15 protein-coding genes are annotated in these 16,513 nt (G+C 61.1%); 9 read left to right on the forward strand and 6 right to left on the reverse strand.

What is annotated here, in order from left to right; all coding sequences use genetic code 11:
• Positions 1-92: 92 nt before the first annotated feature.
• Positions 93-839 (forward strand): YbaY family lipoprotein, encoded by a 747-nt coding sequence (locus ACOQFT_RS18055; RefSeq protein ID WP_421599262.1) that lies wholly within the window; start codon positions 93-95, stop codon positions 837-839.
• Here the strand turns inward: ACOQFT_RS18055 and ACOQFT_RS18060 are convergent, their stop codons facing one another.
• The 4 genes from ACOQFT_RS18060 to ACOQFT_RS18075 form a co-directional block, all read right to left on the reverse strand.
• A complete protein-coding gene (locus tag ACOQFT_RS18060) occupies positions 840-2,501 on the reverse strand; it encodes an FAD-binding dehydrogenase (RefSeq protein ID WP_421599263.1) in 1,662 nt (553 codons plus the stop codon). It lies immediately after the preceding gene.
• Positions 2,502-2,512: 11 nt separating this feature from the next.
• Entirely contained in the window at positions 2,513-3,370 is an 858-nt protein-coding gene (locus ACOQFT_RS18065) for a bile acid:sodium symporter family protein (protein ID WP_421599264.1), read from the reverse strand.
• 72 nt (positions 3,371-3,442) lie between these two features.
• A complete protein-coding gene (locus ACOQFT_RS18070; RefSeq protein WP_421599265.1) occupies positions 3,443-4,177 on the reverse strand; it encodes a glutamine amidotransferase in 735 nt (244 codons plus the stop codon).
• A gap of 16 nt (positions 4,178-4,193) precedes the next feature.
• Positions 4,194-5,966, reverse strand: coding sequence for an SLC13 family permease (locus ACOQFT_RS18075; protein ID WP_421599266.1), 1,773 nt, complete (start codon positions 5,964-5,966; stop codon positions 4,194-4,196).
• A gap of 110 nt (positions 5,967-6,076) precedes the next feature.
• Between ACOQFT_RS18075 and ACOQFT_RS18080 the strand changes: the two genes are divergently transcribed.
• On the forward strand, positions 6,077-6,817 hold the full coding sequence (locus ACOQFT_RS18080; RefSeq protein ID WP_421599267.1) for a YebC/PmpR family DNA-binding transcriptional regulator: 741 nt from the start codon (positions 6,077-6,079) through the stop codon (positions 6,815-6,817).
• 141 nt (positions 6,818-6,958) lie between these two features.
• Complete coding sequence (locus tag ACOQFT_RS18085; RefSeq protein WP_421599268.1) at positions 6,959-8,224, forward strand: permease; 1,266 nt, start codon at positions 6,959-6,961, stop codon at positions 8,222-8,224.
• A 9-nt stretch (positions 8,225-8,233) separates the two neighbouring features.
• Here ACOQFT_RS18085 and ACOQFT_RS18090 read toward each other — a convergent pair whose 3' ends face one another.
• Complete coding sequence (locus tag ACOQFT_RS18090; protein WP_421599269.1) at positions 8,234-9,124, reverse strand: LysR family transcriptional regulator ArgP; 891 nt, start codon at positions 9,122-9,124, stop codon at positions 8,234-8,236.
• 87 nt (positions 9,125-9,211) lie between these two features.
• On the opposite strand from ACOQFT_RS18090, the gene ACOQFT_RS18095 reads away from it, so the two are divergent.
• The 6 genes from ACOQFT_RS18095 (at position 9,212) to ACOQFT_RS18120 (ending at position 14,976) form a co-directional block, all read left to right on the forward strand.
• Positions 9,212-9,811, forward strand: coding sequence for a LysE/ArgO family amino acid transporter (locus tag ACOQFT_RS18095; protein ID WP_170670677.1), 600 nt, complete (start codon positions 9,212-9,214; stop codon positions 9,809-9,811).
• Between the two features lie 40 nt (positions 9,812-9,851).
• On the forward strand, positions 9,852-10,760 hold the full coding sequence (locus ACOQFT_RS18100; protein WP_421599270.1) for a DMT family transporter: 909 nt from the start codon (positions 9,852-9,854) through the stop codon (positions 10,758-10,760).
• Between the two features lie 89 nt (positions 10,761-10,849).
• The gene (betI, locus tag ACOQFT_RS18105) at positions 10,850-11,422 is read left to right on the forward strand and encodes a choline-responsive transcriptional repressor BetI (RefSeq protein WP_421599271.1); all 573 of its coding nucleotides are present in this window, start codon (positions 10,850-10,852) and stop codon (positions 11,420-11,422) included.
• Positions 11,419-12,927 (forward strand): choline-sulfatase, encoded by a 1,509-nt coding sequence (gene betC / locus ACOQFT_RS18110; RefSeq protein WP_421599272.1) that lies wholly within the window; start codon positions 11,419-11,421, stop codon positions 12,925-12,927. The genes betI and betC overlap by 4 nt, the downstream gene beginning before the upstream one ends.
• Before the next feature lie 72 nt (positions 12,928-12,999).
• Positions 13,000-14,658 (forward strand): choline dehydrogenase, encoded by a 1,659-nt coding sequence (gene betA, locus ACOQFT_RS18115; RefSeq protein WP_421599273.1) that lies wholly within the window; start codon positions 13,000-13,002, stop codon positions 14,656-14,658.
• Positions 14,659-14,736: 78 nt separating this feature from the next.
• Complete coding sequence (locus ACOQFT_RS18120) at positions 14,737-14,976, forward strand: YdcH family protein (protein WP_421599274.1); 240 nt, start codon at positions 14,737-14,739, stop codon at positions 14,974-14,976.
• Between the two features lie 75 nt (positions 14,977-15,051).
• On the opposite strand, the gene ACOQFT_RS18125 is transcribed toward ACOQFT_RS18120, so the two are convergent.
• Positions 15,052-16,449 carry a helix-turn-helix domain-containing protein gene (locus ACOQFT_RS18125; RefSeq protein WP_421599275.1) on the reverse strand — a complete coding sequence of 466 codons (1,398 nt, stop codon included), beginning with the start codon at positions 16,447-16,449 and terminating at the stop codon, positions 15,052-15,054.
• Positions 16,450-16,513: the final 64 nt, after the last annotated feature.

The following is a 16,513-nucleotide window of genomic DNA, read 5'->3' on the forward strand; positions in this document are numbered from 1 at the left end:
GGCGCGGAATCGCCGATCTGTGCTTGCCGCCCTTGTAAATGCCGATCTGGTCACGATCTTTTCAACAAAGATGAATGTGAAAGGATCGGATCATGCCTTTTCCAAAGATAGGTCAGGCCATTGTCGCCGTCGCAATCGCGCTGACCATTATCGGCGGCCAAAGCCATGCCGGAACAGTTACGGGAACGGCGACCTATCGCGAGAGGATCGCGGTGCCCGAAGATGCAACATTATATGTCGAGTTGCAGGACATTTCACTGGCCGATGCGCCCGCTGTCACGCTGGCCGCCCAGCGATACGCGCTGACCGGCGTACCGGCTGCATTCGAGCTGACCTTTGATGACGCGCTGATCCGCGACGGCATGACCTATGCGGTTCAAGCCTCGATTCATCGCGACGGGCAATTACTGTTCACTACCGATACGGTGCATCCGGTGCTGACCAACGGGGACGGGGAGACGACCGACCTTGTTTTGGTGCAGGTGGGCGGCCAGGGCCGTGCCACGATTGAGAACTCCAACTGGACCGCGATTGGCATCAACGGCGACGTTCTGAATACCGAACGCCCGCCACAGCTTGATTTTGCCCAAGGCGGCGCGTTCAGCGGCACGGGCGGGTGCAACCGTTTTACGGGGCAAGCCGAATTGTCGGGCAACACGCTTGAGTTTCCGGACAACATGGCTGCCACGCTGATGGCCTGCCCGCCCGAACTGGAGGCAGTCGAGGACCAGTTTTTTGCCGCCCTGCAGGGCGTATCCAGCTATGCGATGGCGGGGGACAGTCTGGTACTGCTGGATGTGGCAGGCCAACCGGTGCTCAAGTTCATGCGCACGCCGTAATCACGCAACGGCCCGTGACCGCCCCGCATTGCGGCCCGAGAAGATACAGCCGCCCAGGAAGGAGCCTTCGAGCGCGTTGTAGCCATGATAGCCACCGCCGCCGAATCCTGCGACCTCTCCGGCCGCGAACAGGCCGGGAACGATCTGACCATCTGCGCCGATCATCTGGCTGTCGAGATTGGTTTGCAGCCCACCCAGCGTCTTGCGGGTCAGCACGTGCAGCTTCACCGCAATCAGCGGGCCGTTGGCCGGATCAAGGAATTTATGCGGCTTGGCGGTGCGGATCAGCTTGTCGCCGCGATAGTTGCGCGCGGCCAGAATGGCGGCCATCTGCGCGTCTTTGGTAAAGGGGTTGTCGACCTGGCTATCCCGCGCCTCGATCTGCGCGCGTAAGTGGGATTCGTCGATCAGGCCACCGCCCAATTGGTTCATGCCGCTGACGAGTTCGGTCAGCGTATTGGCGACGATGAAATCCTCACCGTGGTCCTTGAACGCCTCAACCGGCGCAGTGGCTTTTGATCCGGTCAGAATCCGTTGAAACAGTACTTCGCGCCAGCCACCATCGGTCATGTCGGGGTTCTGCTCGGAACCCGACAGGGCAAATTCCTTCTTGATCACTTTCTGGGTCAGAACGAACCAGCTGTATTCATACCCAGATTTCAGGATTTCCTTCAGTGTACCCAACGTGTCGAATCCCGGCATACAGGGCGGCTTCAGCCGGTTGCCACGCGCGTCGAACCACATCGAGCTGGGACCGGGCAGAATGCGGATACCATGCGAGGGCCAGATCGGGTTCCAGTTGCGTACGCCTTCGGTGTAGTGCCACATCCGGTCGCCGTTGATGACGTGGCCGCCGGCCTTTTCGCTGATGGCGATCATGCGGCCATCGACGTGGAAGGGGACGCCTGCCACCATGTCCTTGGGCGGCTCGCCCAACCGGTCGCGGGGCCAGTTCTTGCGCACCATCTCGAAATTGCCACCAATCCCGCCCGAGGTGACGATGACCGAGGGCGCATAGACCTCGAACTCGCCCACCTCATCGCGGTTGGTCTTGGCACCATGAGGGGCCGTGTCATCGGCCAGAACTTCGCCCGAGACCCCTTTGGTGCCGCCGTTCTGCATGATGATATGGCTGACCTGATGGCGGAATTTCAACTCGATCAGCCCGGCGCTGACATGGTCCTGCACGCGGCGGACGAAGTGTTTCAGAACGCCCGGCCCGGTGCCCCATGTGATGTGAAACCGCGGAACCGAGTTGCCGTGACCGTCTGCATACGACCCGCCTCGTTCCGCCCAGCCGACGATGGGGAACCAGCGCAGGCCCATCTCATGCAGCCAGGGGCGCATCTCTCCGGCTGCAAATTCCACATATGCCTCGGCCCATTTGCGCGGCCAGGCGTCTTCGTCGCGATCGAACTGCGCGCTGCCCATCCAGTCGCGCAGGGCCAGCTCGTGGCTGTCCTTGATCCCCATGCGCCGCTGTTCCGGTGTGTCGACCATGAACAGCCCGCCAAGGCTCCAGAATGCTTGCCCACCCAGAAAATGCTCGGGCTCCTGATCCAGTACGATCACTTTCTTGCCGCGGTCCCCCAACTCGGCTGCGGCAGCCAGCCCGGCCAATCCGGCCCCAACGACGATGGCATCAGCAGTGTTGTTGGTCATGTCTTGTCCTTTCAGCGGCTGCGGAGCCAGCCGATATATGGCAGCGCCACGACATACATCATGATACCGTAGACGGCCGAGGGCAGGGCAAGCGGGCTGAACCCGCTATCTGTTCCCGTGATCAGCGCCGCCAGCGTAATCCCAAGTGTCGAGTTCTGTATGCCGGTTTCGATAGAGACCGTCTTACTTTCGTTCCACGACAGTTTAGCGGCACGAGCCAACCCCAGCCCGATGGCCAGCAAAGCGATGTTCAAAGTGACCAGCCCGGCGCCCATGATCTCAAGGTTGTCGATGAACAGCTTCCAGTTCCCGGCCAGCGCTGCGAGGACAATCAGGACAAAAAGGACGGTGGCCACTTTGGACAAGGGGGCGTCAATCCGTTCTGCAAAGGCGGGTGCGAAATGGCGCAGGCTAACGCCGATGGCTACGGGCAGGGTTGTGATCAGAAACAGGGCAATGGCCAGACCGGTGATCGAAACCTCGGGTGCATCTTCTCCCATGAAATAGGCGATCGACCAAGCCGCGAGAGTTGGAACCGTCACCATCGACAAAAGACTGATAACCGCAGTCAGACTGACCGACAGCGCAACATCGCCTTTTGCCAATTTGGTCAGGATATTGCTGGTCACACCGCCGGGGCAAAAGCTGAGCAACATGAAGCCCACGGCAATCTCGGGCGGCAGGGCAAACAGCTTGACGGTGATGAACGCCGCAATTGGCAGCAGCACAACCTGACTCAGCGCACCGATGGCGAACGGGTAACCTCGGGTCAGAACGCGGCGGAAATCGGCGACGTGCAGCCCAACGCCCAGAGACAGCATGATAATGGCCAGCGACAGCGGCAGGCCGACATTGATAAGCAGATCCAAGAACAACTCCTCCCAAAGCCGTTCGGACCAGCCTATGCGAGGGTCGAAGTTTCAAGCAACCGCGCCGTTGGGTCATCCGTAGCGCTGGGCAAAACGGCGCAGGATTTCGCCGGGTTGGGTGACGTCGGCGGCGTGGCAGATATCGATCAGGCGTTGCGCGTCGTCAGGCGGGAAATAGCCGTGGTGCTTGTAGATATTGATACGCTCTTCAAAGTCGCGCGCGTTGGCCTCGGGGTGGAATTGTGTGGCATAGACGTTCTGGCCCCAGCGGATCATCTGAAACGGGCAGGGGTCCGAGGCGACAAGGTGGACGCACCCGTCGGGCAGGGTCTGTACGGCTTCTTTGTGACCCACAAAAGCGTCGAAGGTCTGTTCCAACCCGGCGGTCAGCGGATCGCGCGCGCCGTCTTCGGTCAGGTGACAGGTCGAGGGGCCGACGGGTTCTCCGTACTGGTTCTTGCTGACATCTCCGTCCAGATGCGCGGCCAGAATGCCCAGACCATAGCAGCAGCCCATGAACGGGTGATCATTGGCGGTGATCTGCGGCATCAGTCCCATGATGGCGGCCTCGATGCGCGCATCCATCGGCGATTTCGTGGCCGGATCGTCACTGACACAACCGGGGCCGCCGCCAACGATCACGCCGGCATAGTCGGTGACGTTCAGCCCTTCGGGCAGGTCTTCGCAATCCAGCCGGATGCGATGGGTCTGGTCCGGCGACAGGCCGGTCTTGTCCAGGATCGAGGCATATTCGGCGTCCGACGCCTCGGTCTCGGGGCGCAGTTGCAGGATCAGAAATCGTTTCATGCGCTGCCCTTACCCGTCAAAGCGGCCAGAAGACAAGGATGGCGGGAATGGAAACCGCGACGATGAGGATTTCCAGCGGCAGCCCCATGCGCCAATAGTCGCCAAACCGATAGCCGCCGGGGCCAAGGACCAGCGTATTGTTCTTGTGCCCGATGGGCGTGAGGAACGCGGCCGAGGCCGCAACGGCGACCGTCATCAAGAAGGGATCGGGCGAAACCTCCAGTGTGCGGGCCATCTGGATGCCGACAGGGGCGGCGACGATGGCGGTGGCAGTGTTGTTCAGCACGTCCGACAGGGTCATCGTGACGATCATCAGCACCGTCAGAATGGCCCACGCGGGCAGGCCGTCGGTCAGTTGCACCAGCGCATTGGCAATCAGCTCGGTCCCACCCGAGGTCTCTAACGCGCTGCCCAGCGGGATCATTGACCCCAGAAGAACGACCACCGGCCATTCAATATGATTGTAGAGATCGGCGATCGGCATGATCTTGGTCAGCACATAGGCCACCACGACCAGCCCGAGCGCGATTGGTAGGTAGATCAGCCCGACACTGGCCGCCAGCACGGCGGCAGCGAACAGCCCGATGGCCAGCCATGCCTTGTCGTTGGCGGTGACGTTCAGGCCGCGTTGCGCCAGGGGCAGACAGCCCAGCCATTCGGTCACATCCGCGCTGCGGTCGCGGGGGCACAGCAGCAACAGAATGTCGCCCGCCTCAACCTCGGTCTTGCGGACCTGTTCGGTGATGCGGCGGCCCTGACGCGAGATCCCCATCAGCACAGTGCTCTGACGCCACGCCAGACCCAGCCCTTGCGCGGTGCGCCCGGTAATGCGGGCGTTTTCTGTGGCAACGACTTCGATCACCTCAAGCCCGTCGCCTTCGGCGGTCAGCAATTCCTGACGGCGCGTATCCGAGAAATCGAGGTTCAGCGCGGCGCGAAACTCGTCCAGCGCCTCGGGCCGCGCCTCAAGCACCAGTGCGTCGCCCTGTTTCAGCGTCGTATGGGCGGATCGGCCATAACGTCGCTTATCGTCCCGGATCAGACCGATGATGGCGACGTCGGATTTCTCGGCCGCCTCGTAAAGCTCGCTAACCCGCTTGCCGATATGGGCCGATTCCGGCGGGATGGTCAGCTCGGCAATATACTCGGCCAGCGCTTCGGATGTTTCTTCCTCCGGCCCGCGGTTCGGGATCAGCCGCCAGCCGATCAGCGACACGAAAGCCAAACCGGCAATCGCCGCCAAGCCGCCAACCGGGGCGAAATCGAACATCTTGAACGGCTCGCCCAGCGTCTCTTGCCGGATCGAGGCGATGATGATGTTCGGAGGCGTGCCGATCAGCGTCGCCATGCCGCCCAGAATGGTGGCAAAGCTCAGCGGCATCAGGGTCAGGCCGACCGAGCGCCCCGCCTTGCGCGCGGTCTGGATGTCGACCGGCATCAGCAAGGCCAGCGCGGCGACATTGTTCATGAATGCCGACAGAACGGCGCCGATCCCGCCCATCAGTGCAATATGCGCGCCCAGCCCCCGCGAGGCATCAACCAGAGTGCGGGTGATCAGGAACACTGCGCCCGACCGGACCAACCCGGCCGAGACCACAAGCACCAGCGCTACGATTATGGTTGCGGGGTGCCCGAACCCGGCAAAAGCGTCATCCACCGGGACCACCCCCAGAACAACACCAATCAGCAGCGCGGAAAACGCCACCAGATCATAGCGAAACCGCCCCCAGAGAAGCATTCCGAAGACAGTGGCGAAAAGAGCAAAAAGAATAATCTGATCTGTCGTCATGCCGCCACCATACCCGCAAGGCGGTCTTGGGCAAGCCGCTCTCTTGATCCCATGCCCTGCAAACGTCTATATGAGCGCCGAACACGCAATCACTATCATGAGGACGCACCATGGCAGGCCATTCCAAATGGGCCAACATCCAGCACCGCAAGGGACGTCAGGACGCCGCGCGGTCCAAACTGTTTTCCAAGCTGTCGAAAGAGATCACCGTCGCCGCCAAGATGGGCGACCCCGATCCCGACAAGAACCCGCGCCTGCGTCTGGCGGTGAAAGAGGCCAAGTCGAACTCGGTCCCCAAGGACGTGATCGACCGCGCGATCAAGAAATCGCAGGCAGGCGAAGGCGACGATTACGAAGAAATCCGGTACGAAGGCTATGGCCCGAACGGCGTTGCCGTGATCGTTGAGACGATGACCGACAACCGCAACCGGACGGCCTCGACCGTGCGCTCGACCTTTTCCAAGAACGGCGGCAACTTGGGCGAGACCGGCTCGGTCGGGTTCATGTTCGAACGCAAGGGTGAGGTGGTTTACACCGCCGCTGTCGGCGATGCCGACACCGTGTTCGAAGCAGCCATCGAGGCGGGTGCCGAAGACGTTGAAAGTTCGGACGAAGGGCACATCATCTGGTGCGCCGACACCGATCTGAACGACGTGTCGAACGCGCTGGAAGCCGCGCTGGGCGAGACCGAGTCGACCAAGCTGGTGTGGAAACCGACCACCACGACCGAGCTGGGTCTGGACGACATGCAAAAGCTGATGAAGCTGGTCGATGCGCTGGAAGACGACGATGACGTACAGCGCGTCACCACCAATTTCGAAGCCACGGACGAAGTCATGGCTCAGCTCTGATCCGTGTCAAACAGCCGCCTTTGAAAACCCGGCCTTTGGTCGGGTTTTTCTTTTTCCGCTCATGTGTTTCTTGGCCGGACGCCCGCGACCCTATAGGCTGGCAAGCAGTTTTCCCGTGGGGCAGATAAAGCAAGTGATCGTATGACCGACGCCATACCCAATCGGAACATTTCGGTTCTTGCCGGGCAGAGCATTCTGTCTCAGGTCGCGTGGACGTTGGGCAGCCCGTCCGTGGTGCTGCCGTTTTTGGCGGTGTCGCTGGAACTGCCGATGTTCATTGCCGGGGCATTGGTATCGGTCCGGATGGTGGGCAGCATGATCTCGGACGTGTTTCTGGCGCAACCGATTGCGGCCCGCCAACAGAAGAAACGCGGGATTGCTCTGACTGAAATCGCGATCGGTGCCTGCCTTGTCATGGCAGTGGTGGTGGCATCGACCGGAGTGGTTCCCGCCATCGGCATGGCCTTTGTCGCGGCGTTTTTCCTGATTGGCCTGATCGAAGAGATCCAGTCGTTGATGTACACTGACCTGATCGGCGACCACGTGCAATCCAAGTCGCGGATGGTGTTGCATTACCTGCAACTTGGTATTGGCGGGTTGGGCGCCATTGGGTTGGCCGTGCTGTTGCATGAGATCACCAAGGAAAACCCGCCCTTTTCGCGCCATACTGCAGTGATTGCTGTATCGGTCACGTTCTTCGTTCTGTCAGGCCTGTGCATTCTGGCCATGTCCGAGATGTCGGGGAAGACAGAGGTCAAGAGGGACGCCCCGCCTGCGCGGAAACGGAAATTCTCGGAAAACTTCACCGACATCATCGCCATGTTCGATCAGGCCTGGTTTCGCCGCTACATGGTCATGCGCATTCCGTTGGTCGTGGTATCGCTGTCGGTGCCGTTCTTTGCCCTGATCGCGGCCGAGGCACATCACGCGTCGGCCAAGGGTCTGACCGCCATGATCATCTCATCGGCGTCGGGATATCTGGTCTCGGCCCCCTTGTGGCAGTTGGTGAACATGAAATCACACCGGGCCGTGATGGTGGTGGGCAACCTGATGGTGGCCCTGACCGGAGGCGCGCTGTTGGCGGTGCATTTTCTGGGGGTGGATCACGCAGTGCATCTTCACGCCGTGGCCTTGTTCATCGTGACTGTGGCCGTGACCGGCATCAGCGGGGCCAGAAAACTGTACTTCCTCGACGTGGCCCCCAAGGATCAGCGCGTCAAAGGGGCGGCTGCGATCAAGAGTATCTGTCGGATCACAGCGGTCATCCTGTCAGCCGCATTGGCAGCCATTGCGCATATGCACGAGGTTGCCTGGGCCGTTTTCTTCATCGTCCTTGTCAGCCTGTTTGCCGCCATCACCTGCTATCGGGTGGTTTTGCCGAACACAAAGAAGTCCGGGGCGGCATGACACGGCCCATCAGCGCTGAGTGGACAGCAACGCCTGGGCCGCAACCCGTTTGACCGCACGGGTCAGCGGCGCCAGCGCAGGAGACAAGACGCGGCCCACCTGCCATGTCAGCGGTACGTCCAGCGGCGCATTAGGCAGCAACGGAACCAACCGACCGTCATCCAACGCCTGCCGTGCCAGCCCGATCGGGTTCATGCCCCAGCCCATCCCGGCAATCGCCGCGTCCACGAACCCTTGCGGTGAGGGCAGAAAATGAGAGGGCGGTGCAATCCTTTGGCCGGTCTGTTCGGTGATCCAGGACTTCTGCAGTCCGTCCTTGCGGTTGAAGGTCAAGCAGGGTGCCCGGGTCAGCGTGCGCGCGTTCACCCCGTCGGCAAACCACTGGCGCATATAGTTTGGGCTTGCGGTCGCAATATAGCGCAGCGCCCCCAGGTCCGAGGCATCGCAGCCTGCCACCAATTGGCTGCCCACCGCGATGGCAGCGCTGACCTCTCCGCGTCGCAGCCACTCTGCGGAATGGTCCTGATCGTCGACCACCAGATCGAACAGCAAGCCATCGACCTGTGCCATCGCGTCGATGAACCACGTCGCCAGAACGTCGGCAGGAACGGCCACCCGAACGCGGGCTGGGCCGCTGGCTTGATCAAGGGTCAGTTCCCGGGCCAGTTTCGCCTCAAGCAGCCCGATATCCTCGGCATGTTGCGCAATCCGCAACCCGGCCGGAGTGCCTGTGCAAGGCGTGCCGCGATGGATCAGGGCGGCGCCGATGCGATCCTCCAGCGCCTTGATCCGTTGCGATATGGCCGAAGGCGTCACGGCCAGTTCGGCAGCGGCGGCCTCAAAGCTGCCATGGCGCAAAATGGAAGACAGCGCCGACAGGTGATTGGGATCGAGCAGCATTAGAGAAACTTAACTGAGGTCAACATCTTTAATTTGATAGAGGGCGGCAATAGCCGTAGTCAATGCCTCGGAACCACCGGAGGTCGCATGTCTACATCCCTGATCGCAGGCTTTGCACTGGGCTTCAGCCTGATTCTCGCCATCGGAGCGCAGAACGCCTTTGTGCTGCGGCAGGGCTTGCGGCGTGAACATGTGCTGCCCTTGTGCCTGACCTGTGCGGTCTCGGACGCCCTCCTGATCGCCGCCGGTGTGGCAGGCTTCGGCGCGCTGGCCTCGGCAGCGCCCTGGTTCGAAACGGTCATGCGCTATGGCGGGGCGATCTTCCTGACATGGTACGGGCTGCGCAGCCTGCAATCGGCCTGGCGTGGAGGCGCGGTGATGGATGTGTCCGAGGGGCAGCGCGCCAGCCTGAAGTCGGTTCTGCTGACCGTTCTGGCCTTCACCTGGCTGAACCCGCATGTCTATCTGGATACGGTCGTGCTGATCGGGTCAATCTCGGCCCAGTATGATGACCGCCTGGCCTTTGCGCTGGGGGCGATGCTGTCCAGCTTTGTGTTCTTCTTTTCACTGGGATACGGGGCAGGCATCCTTTCCCCTGTCTTTGCCAGACCACGGGCCTGGCAGGTTCTGGACGTGGTGATCGGCGTGGTCATGCTGGGGATCGCTTACAAACTTGTGGTTATGTGAAGGGTTGCCCCGGCCGGGGTTTCGGTGTTCAACCGTTAACATGACAACTCTTGCGCCCTCATACCGCCCGCTGGTGGGCATGTTCTGGATGTTCGCCGCCGGGGTCTCTTTTGTTGTCATGACCGCGCTGGTCAAGTCGCTGGGATCGACGATGAACCCGATACAGGCGGCGTTCCTCAGGTTTGTCTTTGGTCTGGTCTTTCTGTTGCCCGCCCTGAAACTTGTCCTGACAACGCACCTGACACGGCGGAATCTGACCCTGTTCGGAATACGCGGAATCGTGCACGCCGTGGCCGTGATGCTGTGGTTTTTCTCGATGACGCAAATTCCCTTGGCCGAGGTCACGGCGATGAACTACATGACGCCCGTCTACGTTACCTTGGGTGCGGCGCTGTTTCTGGGTGAGAAGCTGGCCTTTCGGCGGATTGCCGCGATCTGTGTGGCGGTGGTTGGCGTCATCATCATTTTGCGACCCGGATTTCGCGAGGTTTCAGCGGGCCATCTGACGATGCTGGGCACGTCTCTGGCGCTTGGTGCGTCTTACCTGATTGCCAAAGCGCTTGTGCGGGACCTGCCGCCGTCGGTTGTCGTCGCGCATATGTCGATCTGGGTGACGATTGCCCTGATCCCCTTCGCGGTGGCCGTCTGGACGCCGCCCAGCCTGCGCGACCTGGGCGTTCTGTTCCTGGTCGCCAGCTTTGCCACCGCCGGTCACTATTTCATGACGATTGCGCTGAAAGCCGCACCCGTGGCGGTGACGCAGCCGGTCACCTTCCTGCAACTGATCTGGGCCACATTGGTTGGCGCGCTGGTCTTTCATGAAAGCGTCGACATCTGGGTTGTCGCGGGTGGTACATTGATCCTGTCAGCGGTCAGTTTCATCGCCTGGCGCGAGGCGGTTCTGAACCGCAGCAACCTGACGACCCCCAGTATCGCGCCGAAGATTTAGCCCTATTCAGCACATGAATCTGGTTATTAATTGACGAGTCAATAAAAATCTCGTAGCGTTTTCCCACGTAACGTTGGGAGGGGACAGCTATGCCAAAACTCGGAATGGAGCCAATCCGTCGCGACGCGATCGTTCGTGCGACAATTGCCGAACTTGGATCGAAAAAGTCCCTTGATGTGACCGTCAGCCAAATCGCCAAGCGGGCAGGGATGTCCAGCGCGCTGGCACATCACTATTTCGGCGGCAAGGATCAGATATTTCTGGCTGCCATGCGACGCATCCTGTCCGATTTTGGTGCCGAGGCGCGCGGCGAGCTGAAAACGGCCGCGCCGCAGGAACGGGCGCAGGCTATCATCCGCGCCTGCTTTGCACCTTCGTGCTTTACGCCCGACGTTATCGCCGCGTGGATGACGTTTTACGTTCTGGCCCAGACCAACGAAGACGCCCTGCGTCTGTGGCAGATCTATCAGTCACGCCTTCGGTCCAACCTGATCGAAGCCTTGCGTCCATTGGTAAGCGACCCGGTCGAAGCGGCCGGGAACATGATCGCCCTGATCGACGGGCTGTATATCCACGCTGCGCTCAGCGCGCCGGAAGAACCCCAGCTGGCCGTGAACCATGCGATGCGGGTTCTCAATACTCTGCTTGAGGCTGAAAAATGACAAAACCCAACATTCTGATCCTGATGGTGGATCAGCTCAACGGTACCCTTTTTCCCGACGGTCCCGCAGACTGGCTGCATGCTCCGAACCTGAAGAAGCTGGCAAAGCGGTCGACGCGGTTTGCCAGTGCCTACACGGCCTCGCCACTGTGCGCGCCGGGGCGGGCCAGCTTCATGTCCGGCCAGTTGCCCTCGCGCACCGGGGTCTATGACAACGCGGCCGAGTTCAACAGTGACATCCCCACCTATGCGCACCACCTGCGTCGCGCGGGTTATTACACCTGCCTGTCGGGCAAGATGCATTTTGTCGGCCCCGATCAGCTGCACGGGTTCGAAGACCGCCTGACCACCGACATCTACCCCGCCGATTTCGGCTGGACTCCCGATTACCGCAAGCCGGGTGAGCGCATCGATTGGTGGTATCATAACATGGCGTCGGTGACTGGCGCCGGCGTGGCCGAGATTTCCAACCAGATGGAATACGACGATGAGGTCGCCTACAACGCCACGGCCAAGCTGTATGACCTGGCGCGCGGCAAGGATGACCGCCCGTGGTGCGTGACCGTCAGCTTTACCCATCCGCACGATCCCTATGTGGCCCGCAGGAAATACTGGGACCTCTATGAGGATTGCGAACACCTGCTGCCCGAGGTCGCAGACCTGGGCTATGACAATCAGGACCGGCATTCCAAGCGTATCTTCGACGCCAACGACTGGCGCAGCTTTGACATCTCCGAGGAAGATATCAGCCGGTCCCGCCGCGCGTATTTCGCCAACATCTCGTATCTGGACGACAAGATCGGTGAGATTCTCGAGGTTCTTGAGACCACGCGGCAAGAGGCGATCATCCTCTTTGTCTCGGACCACGGCGATATGCTGGGTGAGCGCGGCCTGTGGTTCAAGATGACCTTCTTCGAAGGCTCGTCGCGCGTGCCGCTGATGATCTCGGCCCCGGATATGCCTGTGGGACGCATCGATACGCCGGTCTCGACAATCGACGTGACCCCGACGCTGGGCGCGCTGGCGGGCGTGGACATGGCCGAAATTGCACCTTGGACCGATGGTGAAGACCTCGTGCCATTGGCCCAAGGGGCTGAACGCACCGCGCCGGTGGCGATGGAATACGCAGCCGAGGCGTCCTATGCCCCGCTGGTCTCGTTGCGTTATGGCAAGTGGAAATACAACCGCTGCGCGCTGGACCCAGACCAGCTGTTCGACCTTGAGGCTGATCCACACGAACAGACCAACCTTGCCGAAGATTCCGCCCATGCCGGAACGCTGGAATCCCTGCGCGCGAAATCCGAGGCCCGCTGGGATCTGGACCAGTTCGACGCCGAAGTGCGCGCCAGCCAGGCCCGCCGCTGGGTCGTGTACGAGGCGCTGCGGCAGGGCGGTTACTATCCTTGGGATTACCAGCCGCTGCAAAAAGCGTCCGAACGCTACATGCGCAACCACATGGATCTGAACACCGTCGAGGAAAGCCAGCGTTTTCCGCGCGGCGAATAACCTCTTCACCTTTTGAAAATACTCCTGCCGAACGGTTCCAAACGCGGTTCGGCAGGTTATGGAGACCTGAATATGGAAGCAGATTTCGTCATCGTTGGCGCAGGGTCCGCAGGCTGCGCGATGGCTTATCGCCTGAGCAAGGCCGGGGCCTCGGTTCTGGTGATCGAACACGGTGGCACCGATGCCGGGCCGTTCATTCAGATGCCGGCCGCGCTGAGCTATCCGATGAACATGCCGATGTATGATTGGGGCTACAAGTCCGAGCCCGAGCCGCATCTGAACAACCGCCGCCTGGCCTGCCCGCGGGGCAAGGTGATCGGCGGGTCGTCCTCGATCAACGGGATGGTCTATGTGCGCGGCCACGCGCGCGACTTTGACACGTGGTCCGACATGGGCGCAGACGGCTGGTCCTATGCGGACGTGCTGCCTTACTTCAAGCGTATGGAAACATGGCACGACGGTGGCCATGGTGGCGATCCCGAATGGCGGGGCAAGGATGGCCCGCTGCACGTGTCGCGCGGCCCGCGTGAGAACCCTTTGTTCCAGGCCTTTGTCGATGCCGGTCAGCAGGCAGGCTATGAGGTCACCGGCGACTATAACGGTGAGAAACAGGAGGGCTTTGGCCCGATGGAGCAGACCGTCTGGAAAGGACGGCGCTGGTCTGCGGCGAATGCCTATCTGAAACCTGCTCTCAAGGGTGACAACTGCGAAGTCGTGCGTGGACTGGCGTCGCGCGTGGTCATGGAAAACGGCCGCGCGACCGGCGTTGAGCTGATCCGCGGCGGCAAAAAGGAAGTCATCCGCGCCCGGCGCGAGGTGGTTCTGGCCGCGTCCTCGATCAACTCACCCAAGCTGCTGATGCTGTCGGGGATCGGCCCGGCGGCGCATCTGGCCGAGCACGGGATCGAAGTTGTCGCGGATCGCCCCGGTGTGGGCGCAAACCTGCAAGACCATCTTGAGCTGTATATCCAGCAGGCTTCATTGCAGCCGATCACGCTGTATAAACATTGGAATCTTGTCAGCAAGGGTCTGATCGGGGCGCAGTGGCTGTTCACGAAAACCGGCCTCGGGGCATCGAACCAGTTCGAAAGCGCGGCCTTCATCCGCTCGAACCCGGGGGTCGAGTACCCGGACATCCAATACCACTTCCTGCCTATTGCCGTGCGTTATGATGGCCAGGCTGCGGCGGAAGGACACGGGTTCCAGGCGCATGTGGGGCCGATGCGCTCGCCCTCGCGCGGGGCGGTCACGCTGCGCTCGGATAAACCCGAGGACGCCCCGGTAATCCGGTTCAACTACATGAGCCACGATCAGGACTGGGAAGACTTCCGCAAGTGTATCCGACTGACCCGTGAGATTTTCGGGCAGGACGCGTTCAAACCCTTTGCGGGCAAGGAAATCCAGCCTGGCGCGGACGTGCAGACAGACGAAGAGCTGAACGGCTTCATCGCCGAACATGCCGAAAGCGCCTATCACCCTTGCGGGACTTGCCGGATGGGCCGGGCCGACGACAAGAACGCGGTTGTTGACCCCGAAGGGCGGGTGATTGGTGTGGACGGGCTGCGGGTCGCCGACAGCTCGATTTTCCCGCAGATCACCAACGGCAACCTCAACGCGCCGTCGATCATGGTGGGTGAGAAGATGTCCGATCACCTGCTGGGCAAAGAGGCTTTGCCAAAGGCCAATGATCGCCCGTGGATTCACCCGGCTTGGGCAACTGCGCAGCGGTGATTTGATCCGCGTCAAAGCGGGGTGTGACAAAGACGTTTAGACCTGAATCGCAACGACATATTTTAGGAGCGAACAGGAATGTCCCACACCCCGCATGAACTGGCCGAAGAGTTTCCGGACAAAGTCGAACTGATGAGCCAGCTCAAGCAATCCGATGCGCATTTCGCCCGGCTGGTGGATGAGTATCACGAGGTCAACCGCGTCGTGCACCGCGCGGAAACCAATATCGAGCCGATGGAAGATCTGGCCGAAGGCGAGCTGCGCAAGAAGCGCGCTGCGCTGAAAGATGAGATCTGGTCGATTCTGTCCAAGGATTAAGACCGAAGGGCGGGGGCTCTGCCCCCGTCGCGGCAAGCCGCGACTCCCCCGGGATATTTTCAGACTAGGTGAAGTTCAGGTGACTTCATAGGGCAGGGTGCCGCGGATATGGGCGTCGATCGACAGGCGGCGTTCCAGAGGCGGAACCGAGCGTTGGTGGCAGTTTTGCCGTTCGCAGATGCGGCAGGAAATGCCGATGGGTTCGTAAGCGCTTGCGTTGTTGATATCAAGGTTGTCGGCGTAGACCAGAGCCTCGGCATGGCGGACCTCGCACCCTAAAGCAATGGCATAGCGGCGCACGGGCGCGCCGAATGAGCCGCCCGATTTAGACACATCCCTTGCCAGCGAGATATAGCGGACGCCGTCCGGCGTTTCCGCCAGTTGCCGTAGGAAATGGCCGGGGGTTTCAAAGGCGCGGTGGACGTTCCACAGGGGGCAGGCGCCGCCGAAACGGGCGAATTGCAGGCGCGTGGCCGAGTGGCGTTTGGTGATCGTGCCCGCCTGATCGACGCGCACGAAGAAGAACGGGATACCCTTGGCACCGGGGCGTTGAAGGGTCGACAGGCGGTGCGCCACCTGTTCGATCGATGCGCCAAACCGGTTGCTCAGCAGTTCCAGATCGTGGCGGTAGTCCTGCGCAGCAGCCAGAAACGCGTCATAGGGCATCAGCGAGGCCCCGGCAAAATAGTTGGCCAGACCGATCTTGGCGATCGCGCGGGCCTCGTCACTTTGGAACTTGGCGAAGTCCAGTGTCGCGTCGAGCAGCTTGTCCTGGCTGATCAGCGCCACCTGCAGCAGCAGTTGAAACACCTGTGTCGGCGGTGCCGTGCGCGACGAGAGCTTCAGCGTTTTGCTGTCGGCGTCGTATTTCCGGGTTTCGGGAATGTCCACGAACTGTACTCGAATGCCGCGCTCGCCGAGGCTGTTGATCGCTGCGGCGCGAATGCCGCCAGCTTCTTCGGCACGGGTCGAAGCCCGCTCGGCGGCGCGGTCGACTGCGTCGATGTAGTTGTCGCAATAATGGAAGAAATCACGCACTTCCTCCCACGGGCTAGCCTGAATTTGCGCGTCTTCACGGCCCAGGGCCTCGTCCAGAGAAGCAAGCCGTTCGTGGGTCTGGCGATAGGTTCTGTGCAGGGCTATGAATGCACGGGCCAGAGCCGGGGCGTTCGAGGCCGTCAGGCGCAGGTCGGCCAGCGGCGGCATATCGTCGAACACCGGATCAGCCAGCGCCTCTCGCATGTCCGAGACCAGACGTTCACTGTCGCCGGTGCTCAGTTCGGTCACATCCATGCCGAATTCCTGCGCTAGCGCCAGAACAACCGTGGTCGAGATCGGACGGTTGTTGTTCTCCATCTGGTTCAGGTACGGCAGCGAAACCCCCAGTTTTGAGGCGAATTCCTTTTGTGTCAGGGTCAGGCGCGTGCGCATTTCGCGCAGTTTCGCACCGGCATAGAGCTTTTGGGTGGCCATGGTGTGCCTTTGCAACTTTTCTATTGCTGCAAGCTAACTTTGCAAACCGATCGGTGCAAGCTGT

The sequence above is a fragment of the Ruegeria sp. MALMAid1280 genome, from assembly GCF_049195285.1.
Classification (GTDB): domain Bacteria; phylum Pseudomonadota; class Alphaproteobacteria; order Rhodobacterales; family Rhodobacteraceae; genus Ruegeria.

What these genes read in the sequence shown, in the direction of transcription:
- betA (WP_421599273.1), top strand. Translation starts at nt 13,000, where the DNA reads ATGGAAGCAGATTTCGTCATCGTTGGCGCAGGGTCCGCAGGCTGCGCG.
- ACOQFT_RS18055 (WP_421599262.1), top strand. Translation starts at nt 93, where the DNA reads ATGCCTTTTCCAAAGATAGGTCAGGCCATTGTCGCCGTCGCAATCGCG.
- ACOQFT_RS18090 (WP_421599269.1), bottom strand. Translation starts at nt 9,124, where the DNA reads ATGCTGCTCGATCCCAATCACCTGTCGGCGCTGTCTTCCATTTTGCGC.
- ACOQFT_RS18060 (WP_421599263.1), bottom strand. Translation starts at nt 2,501, where the DNA reads ATGACCAACAACACTGCTGATGCCATCGTCGTTGGGGCCGGATTGGCC.
- ACOQFT_RS18095 (WP_170670677.1), top strand. Translation starts at nt 9,212, where the DNA reads ATGTCTACATCCCTGATCGCAGGCTTTGCACTGGGCTTCAGCCTGATT.
- betC (WP_421599272.1), top strand. Translation starts at nt 11,419, where the DNA reads ATGACAAAACCCAACATTCTGATCCTGATGGTGGATCAGCTCAACGGT.
- ACOQFT_RS18075 (WP_421599266.1), bottom strand. Translation starts at nt 5,966, where the DNA reads ATGACGACAGATCAGATTATTCTTTTTGCTCTTTTCGCCACTGTCTTC.
- ACOQFT_RS18070 (WP_421599265.1), bottom strand. Translation starts at nt 4,177, where the DNA reads ATGAAACGATTTCTGATCCTGCAACTGCGCCCCGAGACCGAGGCGTCG.
- ACOQFT_RS18080 (WP_421599267.1), top strand. Translation starts at nt 6,077, where the DNA reads ATGGCAGGCCATTCCAAATGGGCCAACATCCAGCACCGCAAGGGACGT.
- ACOQFT_RS18120 (WP_421599274.1), top strand. Translation starts at nt 14,737, where the DNA reads ATGTCCCACACCCCGCATGAACTGGCCGAAGAGTTTCCGGACAAAGTC.
- ACOQFT_RS18100 (WP_421599270.1), top strand. Translation starts at nt 9,852, where the DNA reads ATGACAACTCTTGCGCCCTCATACCGCCCGCTGGTGGGCATGTTCTGG.
- ACOQFT_RS18125 (WP_421599275.1), bottom strand. Translation starts at nt 16,449, where the DNA reads ATGGCCACCCAAAAGCTCTATGCCGGTGCGAAACTGCGCGAAATGCGC.
- betI (WP_421599271.1), top strand. Translation starts at nt 10,850, where the DNA reads ATGCCAAAACTCGGAATGGAGCCAATCCGTCGCGACGCGATCGTTCGT.
- ACOQFT_RS18085 (WP_421599268.1), top strand. Translation starts at nt 6,959, where the DNA reads ATGACCGACGCCATACCCAATCGGAACATTTCGGTTCTTGCCGGGCAG.